Here is a 15456-nt window from a genome sequence, read left to right as displayed (position 1 = left end):
CGTCAGACACGTCGTAGTTTCGTGATCCGGCCGGTTGCGACCCATTCCACAACGTAGACGTTGCCGTCCGCGTCGAAGGCCGCGTCGTGCGGATGAATGAATCGCCCAGCGGGCCAGCGATCGGGATTGCGTCGCATCGCCAGCTTGTCGGCGAGAACTTGATCGATCCAGTTCTGTTCGCCGCCGATCGCGCAGACGGTTTCGTTCTTCCCGTTCAGGAAGACCAGCCGCGCCCACATATCAGGAACGACGGCATATTCGCCATGCGTATCGAAATCGCAGGGTCGCGGTGTGCAGGGCACTTCATCAATCGCCTCGCCACCGGCGGTGAAGTACTCGATTCGACCGTTGGAGCGATCCGCCACCGCCAGCGCCGCCTCCCGCCCGGGGCGATCATCCCACCATAGGCCGTGCGGCGTCTTGCATTTACCGAGTTCGTTACCCGGGCCGGCGAATGTCTTCACATAGTTGGCGTCGCCATCATAAATGTGCAGATAGCTCGAGCCGTAGCCGTCCCCCACGACAAAACCGCCATCGGGCAAGAAGGCCACATTGGTCGGCGTGTATTTGGGATTGTCCTCGTAAACACCCGACTCGGTCGGAATCTCGATCCGCCAGACTTCTTCCCCTTTAAGAGTCAGCTTCACAATCAGATCGTGCTTGATGTCTGAAAGGTAGAGAAACTGCTCGCCGCCTTCGCTTCGGATGTCGAGGCCGTGCCCGCCGCCGTGAAACTCTTTGCCGAATGACCGCACGAACTCGCCGTCCGGCTTGAACACCGCGATCGCATCGCAGGGCGTTTTCGCATTCGATTGGTGCGTGATATAGACCAGACCCTCGGCATCAAAGCAGATGCCGTGCGTCGCCCCCCACGCGAGCGAATCGGGAGTCGCCCCCCAATGATGGTCGGCTTCGAATATCAGTTCGCCTTCACCGATGACCGGTTTCTTCGACCCCGACTTATTGCCGGCATGGACAAAGAACGGTTGGCCGATCGCGGCCCCCGCGGTCAAGGCGGCGGCGGACTGCAGAAAACTGCGACGCGAGCGGCTTGTCGACATGCGATTAATCCTCAGCGAAATGAATGAAATGACCGTCGGATCGTAGCGTCACAGCGGATGCAACGCACGTATGAATCGACATTCGCTTTTGTATTTTTTGCGCAGCCTTCGCTCGCTATCGAAACAAGCCGCTTACGCAATGAGCGCATATTCGCGCGATCCGAATCGAGCTGCTTACGGGTGCCGGGGGCGTGTCGCCCCCGTATCTGGGCGCTCGCTAATGTCTTGCACGGCATCCCCAGCGTCAGCCGTGAGTGAACGCGGCGAGTTATCCGCCTACTGCGTGCACGGCTTGTGAGCGGCAAATCTCAGTCGCACATAGTCGGCGATCCACACCCCGTCGTCCCGCCGCAGTTCAGGCTCGGAACGATCCGCCACCGCCCGAAGAAACCCTTCGCGTTCCGCTACCGGAAGGGCCTTCGCGAAACTTTCGCCGAATGTTTCCAGCCAACCGATGATATCGGTCGGCAACTCCACCGGTCGCGGGAAATGATCGAGCGAGACGACCTCGAATCGATGAGAGTCAAGGCGACCTCGGAACACATCCGGCGACGGAAAGTGCCACGGGTTCAACTTCTTCGAATCGATCCCCCGCGACCGCAACTCGGCTGACAGGGCATCGACAATGCCGACAACGTTTCCTTCCCCGCCGAACTCCCCGACGAATCGACCGCCCGGCTTCAGCGCCTTCGCTACGCCCCGCAGCACCGCATCATGATCCGCGATCCAATGCAGCGTCGCATTCGTGAAGACGGCATCAAATTCGGAGTCATCGCCGAGTTCCGTCGCGCTTCTCACATGCGCATCAAGGCCCTTCGCCCGCGCCGCGGCGATCTGCTCGGCACTCGAATCGACACCGACGACCGTCGCACCACGGGCCACGATCCGCTCCGCCAACGCCCCGTCTCCGCAACCGAGGTCAAGAATCCGCTCGCCGGGTTGCGGGTCAAGCAGGTCCAAGACCGGCGAACCAAGTTCATCGGCGACAAACCCCGCGTTGGTGCGGTAACGGTCCGGGTTCCACCGCTGCGGCGAAGTGCTCATTGAACAGTCTCCTGAGTGGCCCGGACACCGCCCGGGCGGCGCAGCCGCTAGAGCAATCAGCTCCCGACTTCGTATAAAATTCGTAACCCGAATTGAGTATTCGACCGGAAGCTGAATGCTCTGGTCGCTGCGCGACACGGACGTTGTCCGTGCCACTCAACATCGCTGACTTGCTCTCCAATACAAGCCGCGCACGAAGTGAGCGGATCGATTGGTCAACATCTTACCCGCGCTCGATCCGCTTACTTCGTGCGCGGCTTGTCCAATCTCTCACCCCTTTACTTGATGCGCGGCTTATCGGAAGACACTCACTTCTTCCCCAAGGCTCGCTTCTCCGCGAAGAACTTTTCTAGGGGCATCTTGGCGTCGCACGGAGTATCACCAGCAGCACAGTCGAATAAATCGACTGTATTTCGCAATTGGCACTCTGGTCACGGCGACGTTTGCGATTTCCGAGGCCCTTGTTGAGGCCACAACGTCAAGCGGCCGAATGTAACGATTGACAATGCCATCATTACATTGTATCGTGTATTAATTGAGTGCTCGGAGTCGCCGAAGGTTTTCTCGTCTGGCCAAAACGTAATGAAATTTTGTCCCCCAAAAGTCAAACTTGCCGAGCGGCCGCTGATGGATTGCGCGGTTGCCGGTGACTTGGAATCGCTATTTGCGGTTTTGGCGAATGACACGCGGCTTCGGTTGCTTCATGAAATTGCGCGGACCGACGAAGTCTGCGTTACCGATTTGGCGGGGGCATTGGAGATGAAGCCGCAGGCAGTCTCCAATCAACTCCAACGCCTGCAGGACAAGGGGGTCGTTGCGTCACGGCGTGACGGCAACAAGATGCACTATCGGATTGTTGACCCGTGCGTGACGACGCTCTTGGATCGCGGGCTCTGTCTGCTCGAGGAAACCGACCGTCGCCGAAGAGTCTGATTTCTCGACCACTATTTAAACCGAAGGAGAACTGAAGAATGATTCGACGTATTTTTTTGCTGAACTGCTTAGCCGCCGCAACCGCACTCGCGGGAGTATCTCAATTGGCCGAGGCAGGCGAATTAAAAATTGATCCGTGTGTTGCGGCCTGTCAGAGCTGCGAGAGCGCTTGCTCCGCCTGTGTCACGGCCTGCCTTGAAGAATTAGAGTCGGGCAAAACGGATCGGGTAGAATGTATCCGTTTGTGTCAGGATTGTGCGGATATTTGCGGAGTCTGCGCGAAAGTGATGTCGCGCAACGGGCCTTTAAAGTCTGTCATTGCGACGGCGTGCGCCGAAGCTTGTAACGAGTGCTCAGCCGCCTGCGCCAAACACGCAAATGACCCCGTCTGCCAAGCCTGTGCGGAAAAGTGTCGTGCGTGCGCGAATATGTGCAAAGCACATAGAGAATAGTGAAGACTTGAAATGGCTTTGATATGGCCGCATGACGACGCTCTCTCCGAGATGGGGGCGTCGTCTCTTTTTAATTGAGTTAGAAGACACTCACTTCTTCCCCAAGGCTCGCTTCTCCGCGAAGAATTGCTGCAGGAGTGCTTTCGCATCGGCGGCCAGCACTCCGCTCAGGATTGTCGTCTGGTGATTGAGGCGGTCGTCAGAGCAGATCGTGTAAAGCGACTCGCACGCCCCGGCTTTGAGGTCGGTGGTCCCGTAAACAAGGGTCGGGACGCGGGCCTGCACGATCGCCCCGGCACACATCGGGCATGGTTCCAACGTGACGTAGAGCGTGCAACCTTCGAGCCGCCACGAGCCGAGGGCCTCCGCGGCTTGCGTGATCGCGATCATCTCCGCGTGGGCGGTGGGGTCGTTGAGTTGCTCGCGCTGGTTATAGCCTTCGCCGACGACCTGCCCCCCCTCCGCCGGGTTTCCCGCGATCACAATTGCCCCGACCGGCACTTCGTCTTCGTCGTACGCCCGCACCGCCTGATCGAGCGCCTTCTGCATCCAATACTCGTGCGGGTTGAGGGGGTTCATTTGAGGAGCAAGTATCAAGAAGTTAGTAGACAGGAGTCAGAAGTGAGAAGTCAGTAAATTGGAAGAGACTGCTATCGCAAGCGTAACGACGAGAGCCGAAAGTTCGAGGAGGTGGCGTTCGCGGGGTCCAGTTTCTATCTTTTCGCCAACGCCCGCGGCAAGCTTCTGACTTCTGGCTCCGAACTTTCGACTTCCGGCTGCTCCCATGAAACGCAACCCTCTCTTCTGCCGTGGCGACCTAGACGGCTTTTTCGGTTTGTTCGTCGACAACTTGGTGCAGTTCCTGACGATCATTAATCTCTGGCCGTTGGCCTGCGGGATATTTCCGGGGTCGCCCGAGTATGCGGAGTTGCAGTCGTTGATGCTGCGATACGTGTTCCCGGGGGCGGCGGTGAGTCTATTGATCGGGAACGTCTTCTACGCGTGGCAGGCCCATCGCGTGTCGCAGCGCGAGGGGCGCGACGACGTCACCGCCCTGCCCTACGGGATCAACACGCCGTCACTGCTTGTTTACATCTTCTTTGTGATCGGTCCGGCCTATCAGGGAGCGATCGCTGCGGAGATGCCGGTCGACGAAGCGGTAAAGTTGTCTTGGATGCTCGGCATCATCGCCTGCCTGGGAAGCGGGTTGATCGAATTCTTCGGCTCGTTCGTCGCGGGAACGATTCGAAGTCTGACGCCGCGGGCCGCCCTGCTCTCGACTCTCGCGGGGATCGCCGTCGGATTCATTTCAATGACCTTTGCGCTGCAAATTTTCCAGCGGCCGCTCGTTGCCATGCTGCCGACGGCTGTGATCCTCGTGACCTACTTCGCCGGGGTCAAGTTCCCGCTGTCGCTGCCGGGTGGCTTCCTCGCCGTCATGCTCGGCACGCTTTGCGCGTGGTTTCTCGTACCGCTCATTCCCGAAGTCGTTTCGGGGCCGGCGATGAGTTTCGAAGCGGTTGAGAAAGGAGCGAGTTTGGCGGGGCTTTACCTGCCGACCTTCGTCGGGACGGAGATCGCGGAGTTCCTCGCACAGCCGTCGCAATGGGTGAAGTATCTGTCCGTGATCGTGCCGATGGGCTTGTTCAACGTCGTGGGCAGTCTGCAGAACGTAGAAAGTGCGGAGGCGGCGGGTGACCGCTACAACACGGGGCTTTCGCTCGGCGTGAACGGTTTCGGAACGATCCTCGCCGCCCTTTTTGGCAGTTGCTTCCCGACCACGATCTATATCGGCCACCCCGGCTGGAAGGGTCTCGGGGCACGCAGCGGTTACAGCACGCTCAACGGCCTCGTCGTCACGGTAATCTGCCTGACGGGAACGATCAGCCTGATCGCGGCGTTGATTCCGCTTGAAGCAGGGGTGGCGATCGTCTTGTGGATCGGCGTAATCATCACCGCCCAGGCTTATCAGTCGACGCCGGACGAACATGCCCCGGCGGTCGCAATCGGATTGTTCCCCGCGATCGCGGCGTTCGGGTTCACGGTCACCTCGGGCGCATTTATCGTCTGCGGATTCGGCTCGAACGGCGCCGCCCCGACGCTGCAGGGACTCCTCGGCGACGCTCCGGTCCTGTCGGGCCAAACCGCACAGGTCAACGGCTTCCTCTTACACGGCATGATCGCGCTGGAGCGGGGCTATATCTTTACCTGCATGATCCTGGCTGCAATCAGCGTGTTCTTAATCGAACGCAAATTTATGACGGCGGCAATTTGGTCACTGCTCGCCGCCGTGCTGACGGGCCTTGGCTTCATGCACGCGTATCAGGTCGTCGGCAACACGGTTGATTATCTGTTCGCTGGGGTGGGCCCCGCCAACGATGCGACGGCGTTTCGCGCTTTCGACATCGCGATCGGGTATCTGCTGTTTGCGATTTTGTTTGCCGTGATGGGTTGGTGGGCCGAGTCGAGTGAGAAATCGGCCGAGACCGCTACCGAAGATCGTCCCGGTCCCGGAACTCAATAAAAAGAGTTGTTGAAAGCTGATCTGTCGTGCGTTTTCTCTGCCGGTGGACCTTCGGGTCTCTTCGGCCTCAATTCGGGGAATTCGCATGCGTGCTCGTTCGCGTCTTAATCCAAGTCGACGCCGCGGATTTACCTGGGTCGAACTGCTGATCACGCTGATTGCGGTCGCGGTAATGATTGCAGTGCTTTGTCCCGCATTGCTCGACGGTCGGAGACGCGGACGACCACGAATGGTTTCGCTCAACAATATTAAAAATATCAGCTTGGCGACGGCAAACTATGCGTCGGTGTGGGACGGGATGTTCCCGCCCCTCGTCGACGGTACGTACGGTGCTCCGAGAAATCTCTTAACTACATTGGACCAGCCGGGGCTTGATCGAGCGATCTCGGCCGCGCTCAGTAAAGAGGACAAGAATATCGCCGTCTTCGTCAAAGTCTTCGCCTCGCCGCATGACGACTTCAATTTCAACCAAGACCGCGGATTCAGTTACCGGTTCAATGCCGGTTGGGGAGATTTTCGAGCGTCACGGACTGACGGCAAAACGATCGAAATCGGAACTCATGATCTTGATCTCGACTGGGACGGCGATGGAGAGGTCACCGACGAAGACCGGTCGGCCATGCAGGCCACCGGTGTATTCTGGCGACACTCGGACCACATTGATTCGCTCACCATTGATGCAGTCGGACTTGGCGATGGCATTTCGCAGACTTTATTGTTGGTCGAGAATTACCACCGGTCCGATTGGCTCTCCAACCAGACCCTCGATCTCGGATTCGTCGTTGGGCGAGAGGACCTTACGATTGATTTCGACAGAGGTATGCTCGCCGTCAATGAATTCAAAGACGGCCCTTATCGTCCGAATGGAATTCGGCCAAGTAGCGCGACTCACACGCCCGGGCCCAGCAGCAGTCATAGTGGGACGGTCAACGTCGCATTCGTCGACGGCCGCGCCTCAAATGTCTCCGAAGATATCGACCCATTGGTCTATTTGAAATTAATGACGTCGCGCGGAAGCCTCTTCGGCCAAACGCCGCTTGATGCGAATCAATTTTAGGCGGCGCGCTTCCTGGCGGGCGCGGCTAAACAAAGGCGAAATAAAACGACAAAAAGATCCCCCGCCGGGTCGTGCGACCCGGCGGGGGTTCGTCGTTCTTCGGCTCATCCATCGGCCGTCAGCTTAAGCCGGGAGCAGTTCTCCCAACTCGGCCTTAAGCCGGTTCCGGGCGGTGTGGAGCCGCCGCTTAATGGTACCGACCGGGCTTTCGAACGCGTCCGACATCTCCTGCAGCGACTGGCCTTCGAAGTAGAAGGCGATCAAGGTCTGCCGGTCGAGTTCTTTCAGCTTGGCGATTCCATCCCGAAGGTTTGCGGCCCGTTCACTTTCGATGGCCCGCTCAAGCGGAGCCTCTTCGTGACCGGTCACTCCGCCGAAGACTTCCGGATCGGAGACCGCTTCGTGCGGCCGCCGGACCGCCCGATTGATCGACATCCGGACGGCGATTTGCCGCAACCAACCCGCGAACCGAACCGGCTCCCGAAGCTGATCGATCTTCCGCATCGCCTGAATGAAGACGTCCTGAGCGACCTCGACCGCTTCACTCCGGTTCCGCAGCCGTCGCATCACGATTGCGAACACGGTCGGCTCGAAATGAGCGACCAGCTCACCGAATGCGTTCCGGTCGCCCGCCTGGGCCCGTTCAACGAGCAAGATGATCCGAGTTTCGTCCATTGCTGTGCCTCCTCATCTCGAACCGCCGCCGGCATCTCGATCCGCCTATGGCGAGGCGATCGAACGTATAGATGCACGACTGGCGGAGAAATATCCGGGTAAGTGGGAACGCTTCCGTGAGCGGGCGGCAACGGTCGGGCTCAGTCTGAATGCACCTTGCAGTGCAATCGCAAACTGAAGCGACGACGAATTTCGCCTGCGAACAGCGGAGGGCATGGGAACGCACCAACAACGGCTCGACGTTGCGGTCGACCGGTGGGAATGCGCGGTGGTGGAACCAACCTTGCGGTCAGTTCATGGACGGACTCGCCAATATCGCGAGTCGTCCCCACCCGGCCTGAAGCGACCGTTCCATACCCCTGCCTACCGAGCCTTCCGATAAGCGGGATCGCTGCCATGACCTTGGTTGGTCACTTGGCATCGATTCCGGCATGTCGGGTCGACTCAGACAGAGACATTTGGAACGGCATAGCGGCCGTTTCCCCGGATAGCGGTGTACCGAGAGATCGACTCGATGGACCGTATCCGCGCCCGCGACCGTGGCGAAGTTAATCGCTGCGGTGTTGAAATTGGCGATGTTGGCGGTGTTTTGGATACGCATCGTCGTGACCTCCTGCGGCTACACCCGCAGCATAGGAGTGAAGAGGCAGGACTTGATTCGAGCGGCTCCTGCCGAGCCACGTGGACAAATGGGCGGCCACACTTCGGAGATACGATCACCGAACTGTGGCTGCAACTTCCTCTACAGCTAGGACGGCAGATTCTGCCATCGGGTTCGGGGAATTCGAGCATAAATTCAAAAGAATTTCGAGTCGGCACCTCGTAGGACGCACGACCCGAACGCAAGGCGTTGCGAAATCACTGCTTAGGGCTTGGTTCCGTTTGTCCGATGGTCGCGTCCGCACCGGAATTATTTGACTCAGACGGCACATCTTCCGAATTGATTTCGTCGGTCGGCTTCTCTTGAGGTCGCGCTACGAGCTTTTTAAATCGCTCCACGTCATTCCGTCCCGGTCGGCGATTCTTCCAGGCAGCGCGGTGAATCACACTATTGATTTGACCTCCTGCCAGCAGCAATGCCCCGGTCATGTAGAGGAAGATCAGAAGCAGCACCACGCCGGCGAGTGCGCCATACGTCTTACTATACGTACCGAAGGTCGCAACATAGACCCGGAAGATTTTCGTCAGCGAGAGCCAGGACAAGGCGAAGAAGACGGCGCCGGGGCTGAGGGGCATCCAACGCAATTTCGCACTCGGCGTCGCCGCATAGACGAATGACGTTCCCAATGCGAGAAAAAGCGCTGAGACCAGCCAGCGAACCGTTTCGTTCAAAAAAGAGCCTTCGTCTCCGGGAAAAAAGCGGGCCGCGATCCGCGGTCCGAATGTCAGCACACCGACAGCCGTCATCGCCACGAACAGCAACAAATAGGTGACTCCGACGGCCACGAGATTCCGCATCAGAAACTTGCGGCGTGGCGCATCGTAAGCGTCATCGAGCCCCTGCCCGACCGCGAGAAAAATCTGTCGTCCGCTGATCGCCAGGAAGACGATGCCGAAGATCGAAATAACAGAAAGCGGTCCCTCGGCACTTCGTAACAGGTCAATTTCCTGACGGACAAGCGTGAACGCTTCGGGCGGAAGCATGTTCTCCGCAGCCGCGAGGATTGTCTTGATCATGTCATTTGACCCCAGTTGCACGCCGAGCGTCACAGCGACGATCAGCATGGGAGCCAGGCTCAAAGTGGCGTAATAGGCGAACTGTGCACTGCGGTCGAACAGGGCGTGACGCTGAAAACCGACCACGACCTGATAAACCAACTGCCAAGGGCGGAGCCCTCCGAACCGCCACATCGCGGCGGTCGAGATCAACCGGTAGTTCGGGACCGGAGTCAACTTCCCGGTGACAGGTGTCGGCGAGGCGTCTTCGGGCATGTAAGGGAGGATCGTTTGAAGAACCGGATTGCTGACAGTCTATCGGGATGCCCCATCGCGTGCCGCCCAATTCGACATTTGCTTCGCAGTGGCAGCTTCGATCTCCCGGGGCCGAAGGTCTTGAATCAGCTTCGGATCAGCCTGAGGGCAGAATTTTCGGCATCAGCGGCAAAATCGTCAAAGTTTGCCCAACCTGCCCGTCGATCAAATAGGTGACGCGCGGACCATTTCCGCGCGGGGAACTTCCGATCGAGGGTAATCCGATGCGACAGTTGCTTTCTTTAGCCGTGATTCTGGCTTCGCTCGGTGCGACCGGTTGTTGCTGCAAGCTTGCCAAGATTGACTGCTGTACCGGGCAGGTCTCCCCCCTATTTAAGCCATACATTCGCTCGTGTGACAATCGTCCGATCTGCGGCTGTGCAACGCCGTGCGGCGGAATCTGCAAGCCCTCGTGTGCGGTTCCCGTTGCGAAACCCTGCATAAAATCGTGCTGTGCTCCAAAAATCGGATGTGCTGCTCCGCCGGTCGCCTGTCCTGCCCCTTGCCCGCCGCCGGTCGTGTGCTGCCCGCCTCCGGTTCCGTGCTATCAGCCTCCGGTCGCCTATTGTCCGCCGCCGATTGCCTGTCCGATGCCCTGCCCTCCGCCGTGTCCGCCGCAGCCGTGCTGCCCGCCTCCGCTTCCGATGCAATTCACCACGCGATACATCGACGCGAGCTGCCCGCTCTTTCTCGAAGGTGGTCCCCGACCGCCCGAAGTCTCTCCGACCGACGTTCCACTGCCCACTCCGGCAGAAGGCAATGCTTTTTATGAAACGGATTACGACTACGGAATCACGCCGGCTAGCCAATTCGAAGGCTGGTCCGAGTCAGTTAATTAGAGCAACTCAGCGTTGAGCGCGGGAGTGGAGCACGTCACTTGAAGTTCCCGCGCGATTTGCACGGGCGAAGCCGGGCGTTTAGCGTGATGAGACACATCTCATCGACGCGTTCCCGGACTAGCTGATGCTTCGCCTACTTTCTGTCGTTTTCTCTTTCACTTGCCTCATCCCGATAAGCAACGCCGACGAACCGCGACAGTCGCGCTGGGAAAACGCGATCGTTGCATTCGAAAAGGCCGACCGCGAAAGTACACCCGCAGCTGGCCCTGTCGTTTTTACGGGCAGTTCGAGCATTCGGCGATGGCCACTCGATCAATTTTTTCCGACCACTCGCACTCTCAATCGCGGGTTCGGTGGCTCGCAGATGTCGGACCTCATCGCATTCGCCGACCGGATCGTCACGCCCTTTCAGCCAAGCGCGATCGTCGTGTACTCCGGTGACAACGACATCGCGGCGGGCAGATCGCCCGAGCGCGTGCGGAATGACTTTCTGACGTTTGTCGGCAAAGTGCAATCCGATGGGCAGCCGACGATCGTGCTGATTGGAGTGAAGCCCAGCGAGCGTCGTTGGAATTTGCGCAAGAAACTGATCGAAACGAATCGCCTCCTGAGCGAAGCCTGCGAAAACGAGGAATCGCTCACGTTTATCGACGTCTATGGGCTGATGCTCGGCGAAGACGGACGCCCTGATCCGGAACTCTACGCCGCAGACAAATTGCACCTGAGCGACAAGGGCTACCAAAAGTGGCAGGCTCTCGTCGCCACGGCCCTAGACCGGTTCGGTATCGAGACGGCAGGTGAGACGACGCCGTGATCGTACGCGACTTAACAAAGCGGTTCGGCCGAGGTGCTGATCAGGTTGTGGCCGTTGATGCCCTGACATTCGAGGTCGAGCGGGGCGAGGTTTACGGCCTGCTCGGTCCCAATGGTGCGGGGAAAACGACGACGCTGCGGATGATTCTCGGGCTGTTGAAGCCGGATAGTGGCGACGTGCTGATCGACGGCGTATCGGTCATCAAGTCGGCTGATGAAGTAAAGCGGCGGATCGGGTTCGTCTCCGCCAGCGCCGGGCTTTATCAGTGGCTCACAACGCGGGAGCACCTCGCCTTTTTCGCCGATGCTTACGGACTATCGCCGGAGCGTTCCCACAATCGGGCCGAAGAACTGGCCGACTTGCTCGATTTGCGAGAATTTTGGGATCGCCGCTGTGCCGTTCTCAGCACGGGACAGAAACAACGGGCGAATTTGGCACGATCACTCGTGCATGACCCGCCTTTGATGCTGTTCGACGAGCCGACACGGGGGCTCGACATCGTCGGCACCGAAGTCGTCTTCGATTTCATTCGCCATTTGAAAGACCGTCACAAGGCGATCGTCGTCTGCACACATCGTCTCGATGAATCGGAGCGGTTGTGCGACCGGTTCGGCCTGTTGCATCATGGACGACTCAAGCATGAAGGGCGGCTTGACGACTTGCTCGGACAAACGGGCTGCCCATCGCTGGTTGCAATTTTTAATGAAATGCTCGGACACCGCCCGGTACAGGCGTCCTCTGTAAATTGATTTTCAGCGACTCTCGAAAATCGGTCGGAAGTTGTCATGTCTCTTAAAGGCTTCTAATGGACGGTCCCGAACGCGACTCTGGCCAGTCTGGTTCCGTCGGGCGGTTTGGACGGCTGCTTCTCAAAGAACTTCGCGAAACACTGCGCGACCGCCGCACCACGATCACGCTGGTGGCGATGCCTTTAATCGTTTATCCGCTCTTGGGCGTGGTACTGCAGCGTTTTGTTCTTTCACAAGCTGAGATCGACAAGGGCGTCGAATACACGATTGTCCTCTCGACGGAGGAAGAAGCTTTTTTATTCGGCAAGCTGCTCACCGACGGAGAGCGTTTAATTAAGCTGGATCAAGGAAACGACACTGTTTCTGATCCGTCTCCGCAAACCGCGCGCAGTACCTCTGTGCCGTCATCGACCTCCATTCTTAATCAAAGGCCAGACGGTGGTGTGAAGTTCAGTCCCGTCGTACCGACCGGAGAATTAACGGGAACGGACATTCGCGAGATTGTCGAGCGTGGGAGCGCCGACCTTGGCGTTCGAATCACGAAAAATGAGCAACGACGCCTGTTCCAAGCCGACATGCAACCTGTGGCTTGGCCGCTCGACGTTGAATTCATCGTTCGCCGCGGTTCCGTTTCGAGCGAGGACGCGAGACGACTCGTCCGAGATCGGTTGCGCGCGATCAATCGCTCCTACCTGACGACCGCGCTGAAAGGCTTGGCTAAGGAGACGCCATATGGGATGCCCGCCGAAATTTCATTTGAAGAAGTCGGCAAGAAACCCGAAGAAAGCTTTTCGCTTGCCGGTATCGTGCCGCTCGTACTCGTCCTGATGACAATCACCGGCGCGGTCTACCCCGCCATCGACTTGACGGCGGGCGAGCGGGAGCGAGGGACGCTCGAAGGTTTAATTGCCACGCCGCTGCCTCGCAGTTCAATTTTGGCTTCGAAGTATATCGCGGTCCTGACCGTCGCACTGCTCACCGCGATCGTCAACGTTCTCGGAATGTTCGTGACCGCATACGCGACGGGTCTGGACGCATTCCTATTCGGCCCCGGCGGCGTATCCGGGATCATGATCATTCAGATCTTAGGGCTGCTCGTCTTGTTTGCCGCTTTCTTCTCGGCGGTGATGCTCTGCCTGACCAGTTTTGCTCGAAGTTTCAAAGAGGCGCAAGCCTATCTAATACCGCTGATGCTCGTTTCGCTCACCCCGGGAATTATGGCCTTGTTGCCTGGGTTGGAGCTCACACTGCTGGTCGCGCTCACGCCGCTTGCGAATATTGTTGTGTTGGCACGCGACATTCTGGAAGGCGACTTTAATCTGTTCGGTGCAGGGATTGCGTTGATCTCGACGGCTGTTTACACAGTGGCGGCCCTGGCCGCTGCGACGCGAATCTTCGGTACCGACGCGATCCTGTACGGTGGGGAAGGCACTTGGCAGGATGTTTTTGGGAGGCCGGATGAAGAGCGGGCGGTACCATCGGTCAATGAGGCAATTACTTATCTCGTCGGGCTGTTTCCCGCCTTCTTAATTTTGAGTGCCGTGCCGTCTCGCCTCGGAGAATTCGGCATCGCCACGCGACTGGTCGTGGGAGCGGCGATCACGAGTCTTGCCTTCGGGATTGCACCGATCCTGTTTGCCGTCGGGCGCCGGATCAGAGTCCGCAGCGCATTTCAGTTGGGGGCGGCATCACCGACCGCCTTCATTGCCGCAGTCATGCTTGGTTCAGCACTTTGGGTATTTGCCTACGAGGTCGGGCTGTTCACGATTTCTTCCAGCCAGATTGAACAAATGCAGGAGTTCTTCGAACCCTGGAAGGCCGAACTAAAGTCAATTCCCCTCGCGCTCAAACTGATTTGCCTCGCGGTAGTGCCGGCCGTGTGCGAAGAATTGTTTTTTCGCGGCTTTCTCTTTTCGGCTTTTAAGCCTCGCGTGGGTGGATGGTGGACCGTCTTACTGACCGCGTTTCTCTTCGCCCTGTTTCATGTCTTCGTGACCGATGGCCTGATGCTCGGCCGATTCCCGCCGACGTTCTTATTAGGACTCGCCCTCAGTTTTATCGCACTGCGGAGCGGCAGCGTGCTGCCCGGCATCGCGATGCACGGGATTAATAACGGGTTACTGTTATCGGTTGCTCATCACGAAGACACCGTGGCGAGTTGGGGCCTCGCGATTGAGAATCAGCGACATCTTCCGTCGATATGGCTAAGCGGCGCAGCCGTGGTTGTATTGCTGGGACTGTGCACGCTGGCGTTCACAAAGCCGCGTCACGAATAGACGTAGCCTTCGTGACGATATCGTGGGTGCTTCTTAATTGCTGTGTGGTCAACCGACGCCATCCGATCCGCAGCAGCAACGGCGGCAAGAACCGCGTCAATGGCGTCCCCTCCCGGATCAGCCATCATTCGCCGACGATCCTTCTCCGCGATCGAAAGGCGTTGCTTGAGCGATTTCAAGATAACCCTCCGTGTTCGTCGCCTTGCTTCGTCAGGCTGCTTCTGATTCGGTTGCTTATAGTTCTGGTGTGGCAAACCACTTCGTTTAAGAAATGATGACGGACAGGCCTCCACAACCACCCGCTCTGCGTTTTGCAACTTATGATATTGGAAGGGTAAGATTGCAGTCTGAAGTAGCCCGGCGAGCGGTCGAAGAACGTTGCGAATTCCGAAATAAGTCTGATAAATAATTCGGTAGTGGTAGCAGTCAAACGGAGTGGCTGTTTCGCGATCCGTATCGCGACGGATATGAAGCGAGCCGTTATAAGCTCTGGAACGAGCAACACAGTCGAGCCCGAAGGCCCGGGCATCGCCATCGAATCGCAGGGTCTCGTCGAGCACACTTTTCCAATCGCTGCCATCCCGATGCAATTCGATCGGCAAGCCGAATGGGAAATCGATGGCCCACAAACTTTGCGATGACACTTGAATCGCGGAGACTAAGTCCGCATGCACCTCATCTCTCGTCGACTTTCGGAATCGTCGCTCGGCATTCGTTAATGAGACCAACCGGAATCCGTCTTCTTCTGGAATAACTTCGGCGATCCAAATCGCTTTACCCGGCAGGCGTGCGCCACTGAAGTCGACGCCATAAATGCAATCGATTGTTGGAAGTCTCATTGCGGTTAATGGCGGGTGAGTGGTCTTTTTAGATGGTTGCTCGAACAGCCGGGGCGATCCGATAGTCAAAACGTCCTTCGCAATGACTCTGGCCGCGAATCGACTGCCTCATATTCGATGCGTGATCAACGGAGTCTGCGATTTCCTTGGGCGACAAGGTCCCGATTCGTTGCGTAATCCGAAACAGGCCGCTATTACAGCGTCTCACGCGCCGACTCTTTT

General features: G+C 58.1%; 14 protein-coding genes. 8 read left to right on the top strand and 6 right to left on the bottom strand.

From position 1 onward, the window contains the following. Nucleotides 1–2: 2 nt before the first annotated feature. Nucleotides 3–1061 carry a twin-arginine translocation signal domain-containing protein gene (locus Pan189_RS10615; RefSeq protein WP_145363894.1) on the bottom strand — a complete coding sequence of 353 codons (1059 nt, stop codon included), beginning with the start codon at nt 1059–1061 and terminating at the stop codon, nt 3–5. A gap of 276 nt (nt 1062–1337) precedes the next feature. Further along, the gene (locus Pan189_RS10610; protein WP_145363893.1) at nt 1338–2105 is read right to left on the bottom strand and encodes a class I SAM-dependent methyltransferase; all 768 of its coding nucleotides are present in this window, start codon (nt 2103–2105) and stop codon (nt 1338–1340) included. A 582-nt stretch (nt 2106–2687) separates the two neighbouring features. On the opposite strand from Pan189_RS10610, the gene Pan189_RS10605 reads away from it, so the two are divergent. Further along, the gene (locus Pan189_RS10605) at nt 2688–3038 is read left to right on the top strand and encodes an ArsR/SmtB family transcription factor (RefSeq protein WP_145363892.1); all 351 of its coding nucleotides are present in this window, start codon (nt 2688–2690) and stop codon (nt 3036–3038) included. A gap of 38 nt (nt 3039–3076) precedes the next feature. After that, complete coding sequence (locus Pan189_RS21820; RefSeq protein ID WP_510773572.1) at nt 3077–3490, top strand: four-helix bundle copper-binding protein; 414 nt, start codon at nt 3077–3079, stop codon at nt 3488–3490. Between the two features lie 90 nt (nt 3491–3580). Here Pan189_RS21820 and tadA read toward each other — a convergent pair whose 3' ends face one another. Further along, nucleotides 3581–4069 carry a tRNA adenosine(34) deaminase TadA gene (gene tadA, locus Pan189_RS10595; RefSeq protein ID WP_145363891.1) on the bottom strand — a complete coding sequence of 163 codons (489 nt, stop codon included), beginning with the start codon at nt 4067–4069 and terminating at the stop codon, nt 3581–3583. A gap of 205 nt (nt 4070–4274) precedes the next feature. On the opposite strand from tadA, the gene Pan189_RS10590 reads away from it, so the two are divergent. Together Pan189_RS10590 and Pan189_RS10585 are read left to right on the top strand one after the other, a co-directional pair. Continuing rightward, nucleotides 4275–6014: an NCS2 family permease gene (locus Pan189_RS10590; RefSeq protein WP_145363890.1), complete on the top strand. Its 1740-nt coding sequence runs from the start codon at nt 4275–4277 to the stop codon at nt 6012–6014. A gap of 85 nt (nt 6015–6099) precedes the next feature. Continuing rightward, entirely contained in the window at nt 6100–7071 is a 972-nt protein-coding gene (locus tag Pan189_RS10585) for a DUF1559 family PulG-like putative transporter (RefSeq protein ID WP_145363889.1), read from the top strand. 123 nt (nt 7072–7194) lie between these two features. On the opposite strand, the gene Pan189_RS10580 is transcribed toward Pan189_RS10585, so the two are convergent. Then, nucleotides 7195–7746: an RNA polymerase sigma factor gene (locus Pan189_RS10580; protein ID WP_145363888.1), complete on the bottom strand. Its 552-nt coding sequence runs from the start codon at nt 7744–7746 to the stop codon at nt 7195–7197. A gap of 149 nt (nt 7747–7895) precedes the next feature. On the opposite strand from Pan189_RS10580, the gene Pan189_RS10575 reads away from it, so the two are divergent. Then, on the top strand, nt 7896–8087 hold the full coding sequence (locus Pan189_RS10575) for a hypothetical protein (RefSeq protein WP_145363887.1): 192 nt from the start codon (nt 7896–7898) through the stop codon (nt 8085–8087). Between the two features lie 517 nt (nt 8088–8604). On the opposite strand, the gene Pan189_RS10570 is transcribed toward Pan189_RS10575, so the two are convergent. Then, nucleotides 8605–9678: a YihY/virulence factor BrkB family protein gene (locus Pan189_RS10570; RefSeq protein ID WP_145363886.1), complete on the bottom strand. Its 1074-nt coding sequence runs from the start codon at nt 9676–9678 to the stop codon at nt 8605–8607. A gap of 1002 nt (nt 9679–10680) precedes the next feature. Here Pan189_RS10570 and Pan189_RS10560 point away from each other — a divergent pair. Genes Pan189_RS10560 through Pan189_RS10550 form a run of 3 tightly spaced genes read left to right on the top strand, consistent with a single transcriptional unit; the run spans nt 10681 to nt 14395 of the window. Continuing rightward, nucleotides 10681–11370, top strand: coding sequence for a GDSL-type esterase/lipase family protein (locus Pan189_RS10560; RefSeq protein ID WP_145363884.1), 690 nt, complete (start codon nt 10681–10683; stop codon nt 11368–11370). Beyond that, a complete protein-coding gene (locus Pan189_RS10555) occupies nt 11367–12119 on the top strand; it encodes an ABC transporter ATP-binding protein (protein ID WP_145363883.1) in 753 nt (250 codons plus the stop codon). Before Pan189_RS10560 ends, Pan189_RS10555 begins: the two co-directional genes overlap by 4 nt. 56 nt (nt 12120–12175) lie before the next feature. Further along, complete coding sequence (locus Pan189_RS10550) at nt 12176–14395, top strand: ABC transporter permease subunit/CPBP intramembrane protease (protein ID WP_145363882.1); 2220 nt, start codon at nt 12176–12178, stop codon at nt 14393–14395. Here Pan189_RS10550 and Pan189_RS10545 read toward each other — a convergent pair. Further along, nucleotides 14386–15234 (bottom strand): DUF429 domain-containing protein, encoded by an 849-nt coding sequence (locus Pan189_RS10545; RefSeq protein ID WP_145363881.1) that lies wholly within the window; start codon nt 15232–15234, stop codon nt 14386–14388. The genes Pan189_RS10550 and Pan189_RS10545 overlap by 10 nt on opposite strands. Nucleotides 15235–15456 lie beyond the last annotated feature (222 nt).

Origin of the sequence: Stratiformator vulcanicus, from assembly GCF_007744515.1 — a bacterium.
In the GTDB taxonomy this organism is placed as follows: Bacteria; Planctomycetota; Planctomycetia; order Planctomycetales; family Planctomycetaceae; genus Stratiformator; species Stratiformator vulcanicus.
The sequence above is the reverse complement of the archived record's forward strand: the minus strand, read 5'-3'. Positions and strand labels throughout refer to the sequence as shown.

Coding starts and splice junctions, on each gene's coding strand:
- Pan189_RS10615 (WP_145363894.1), bottom strand. CDS start 1,061: ATGTCGACAAGCCGCTCGCGTCGCAGTTTTCTGCAGTCCGCCGCCGCC.
- Pan189_RS10610 (WP_145363893.1), bottom strand. CDS start 2,105: ATGAGCACTTCGCCGCAGCGGTGGAACCCGGACCGTTACCGCACCAAC.
- Pan189_RS10605 (WP_145363892.1), top strand. CDS start 2,688: ATGAAATTTTGTCCCCCAAAAGTCAAACTTGCCGAGCGGCCGCTGATG.
- Pan189_RS21820 (WP_510773572.1), top strand. CDS start 3,077: ATGATTCGACGTATTTTTTTGCTGAACTGCTTAGCCGCCGCAACCGCA.
- tadA (WP_145363891.1), bottom strand. CDS start 4,069: ATGAACCCCCTCAACCCGCACGAGTATTGGATGCAGAAGGCGCTCGAT.
- Pan189_RS10590 (WP_145363890.1), top strand. CDS start 4,275: ATGAAACGCAACCCTCTCTTCTGCCGTGGCGACCTAGACGGCTTTTTC.
- Pan189_RS10585 (WP_145363889.1), top strand. CDS start 6,100: ATGCGTGCTCGTTCGCGTCTTAATCCAAGTCGACGCCGCGGATTTACC.
- Pan189_RS10580 (WP_145363888.1), bottom strand. CDS start 7,746: ATGGACGAAACTCGGATCATCTTGCTCGTTGAACGGGCCCAGGCGGGC.
- Pan189_RS10575 (WP_145363887.1), top strand. CDS start 7,896: ATGCACCTTGCAGTGCAATCGCAAACTGAAGCGACGACGAATTTCGCC.
- Pan189_RS10570 (WP_145363886.1), bottom strand. CDS start 9,678: ATGCCCGAAGACGCCTCGCCGACACCTGTCACCGGGAAGTTGACTCCG.
- Pan189_RS10560 (WP_145363884.1), top strand. CDS start 10,681: ATGCTTCGCCTACTTTCTGTCGTTTTCTCTTTCACTTGCCTCATCCCG.
- Pan189_RS10550 (WP_145363882.1), top strand. CDS start 12,176: ATGGACGGTCCCGAACGCGACTCTGGCCAGTCTGGTTCCGTCGGGCGG.
- Pan189_RS10545 (WP_145363881.1), bottom strand. CDS start 15,234: ATGAGACTTCCAACAATCGATTGCATTTATGGCGTCGACTTCAGTGGC.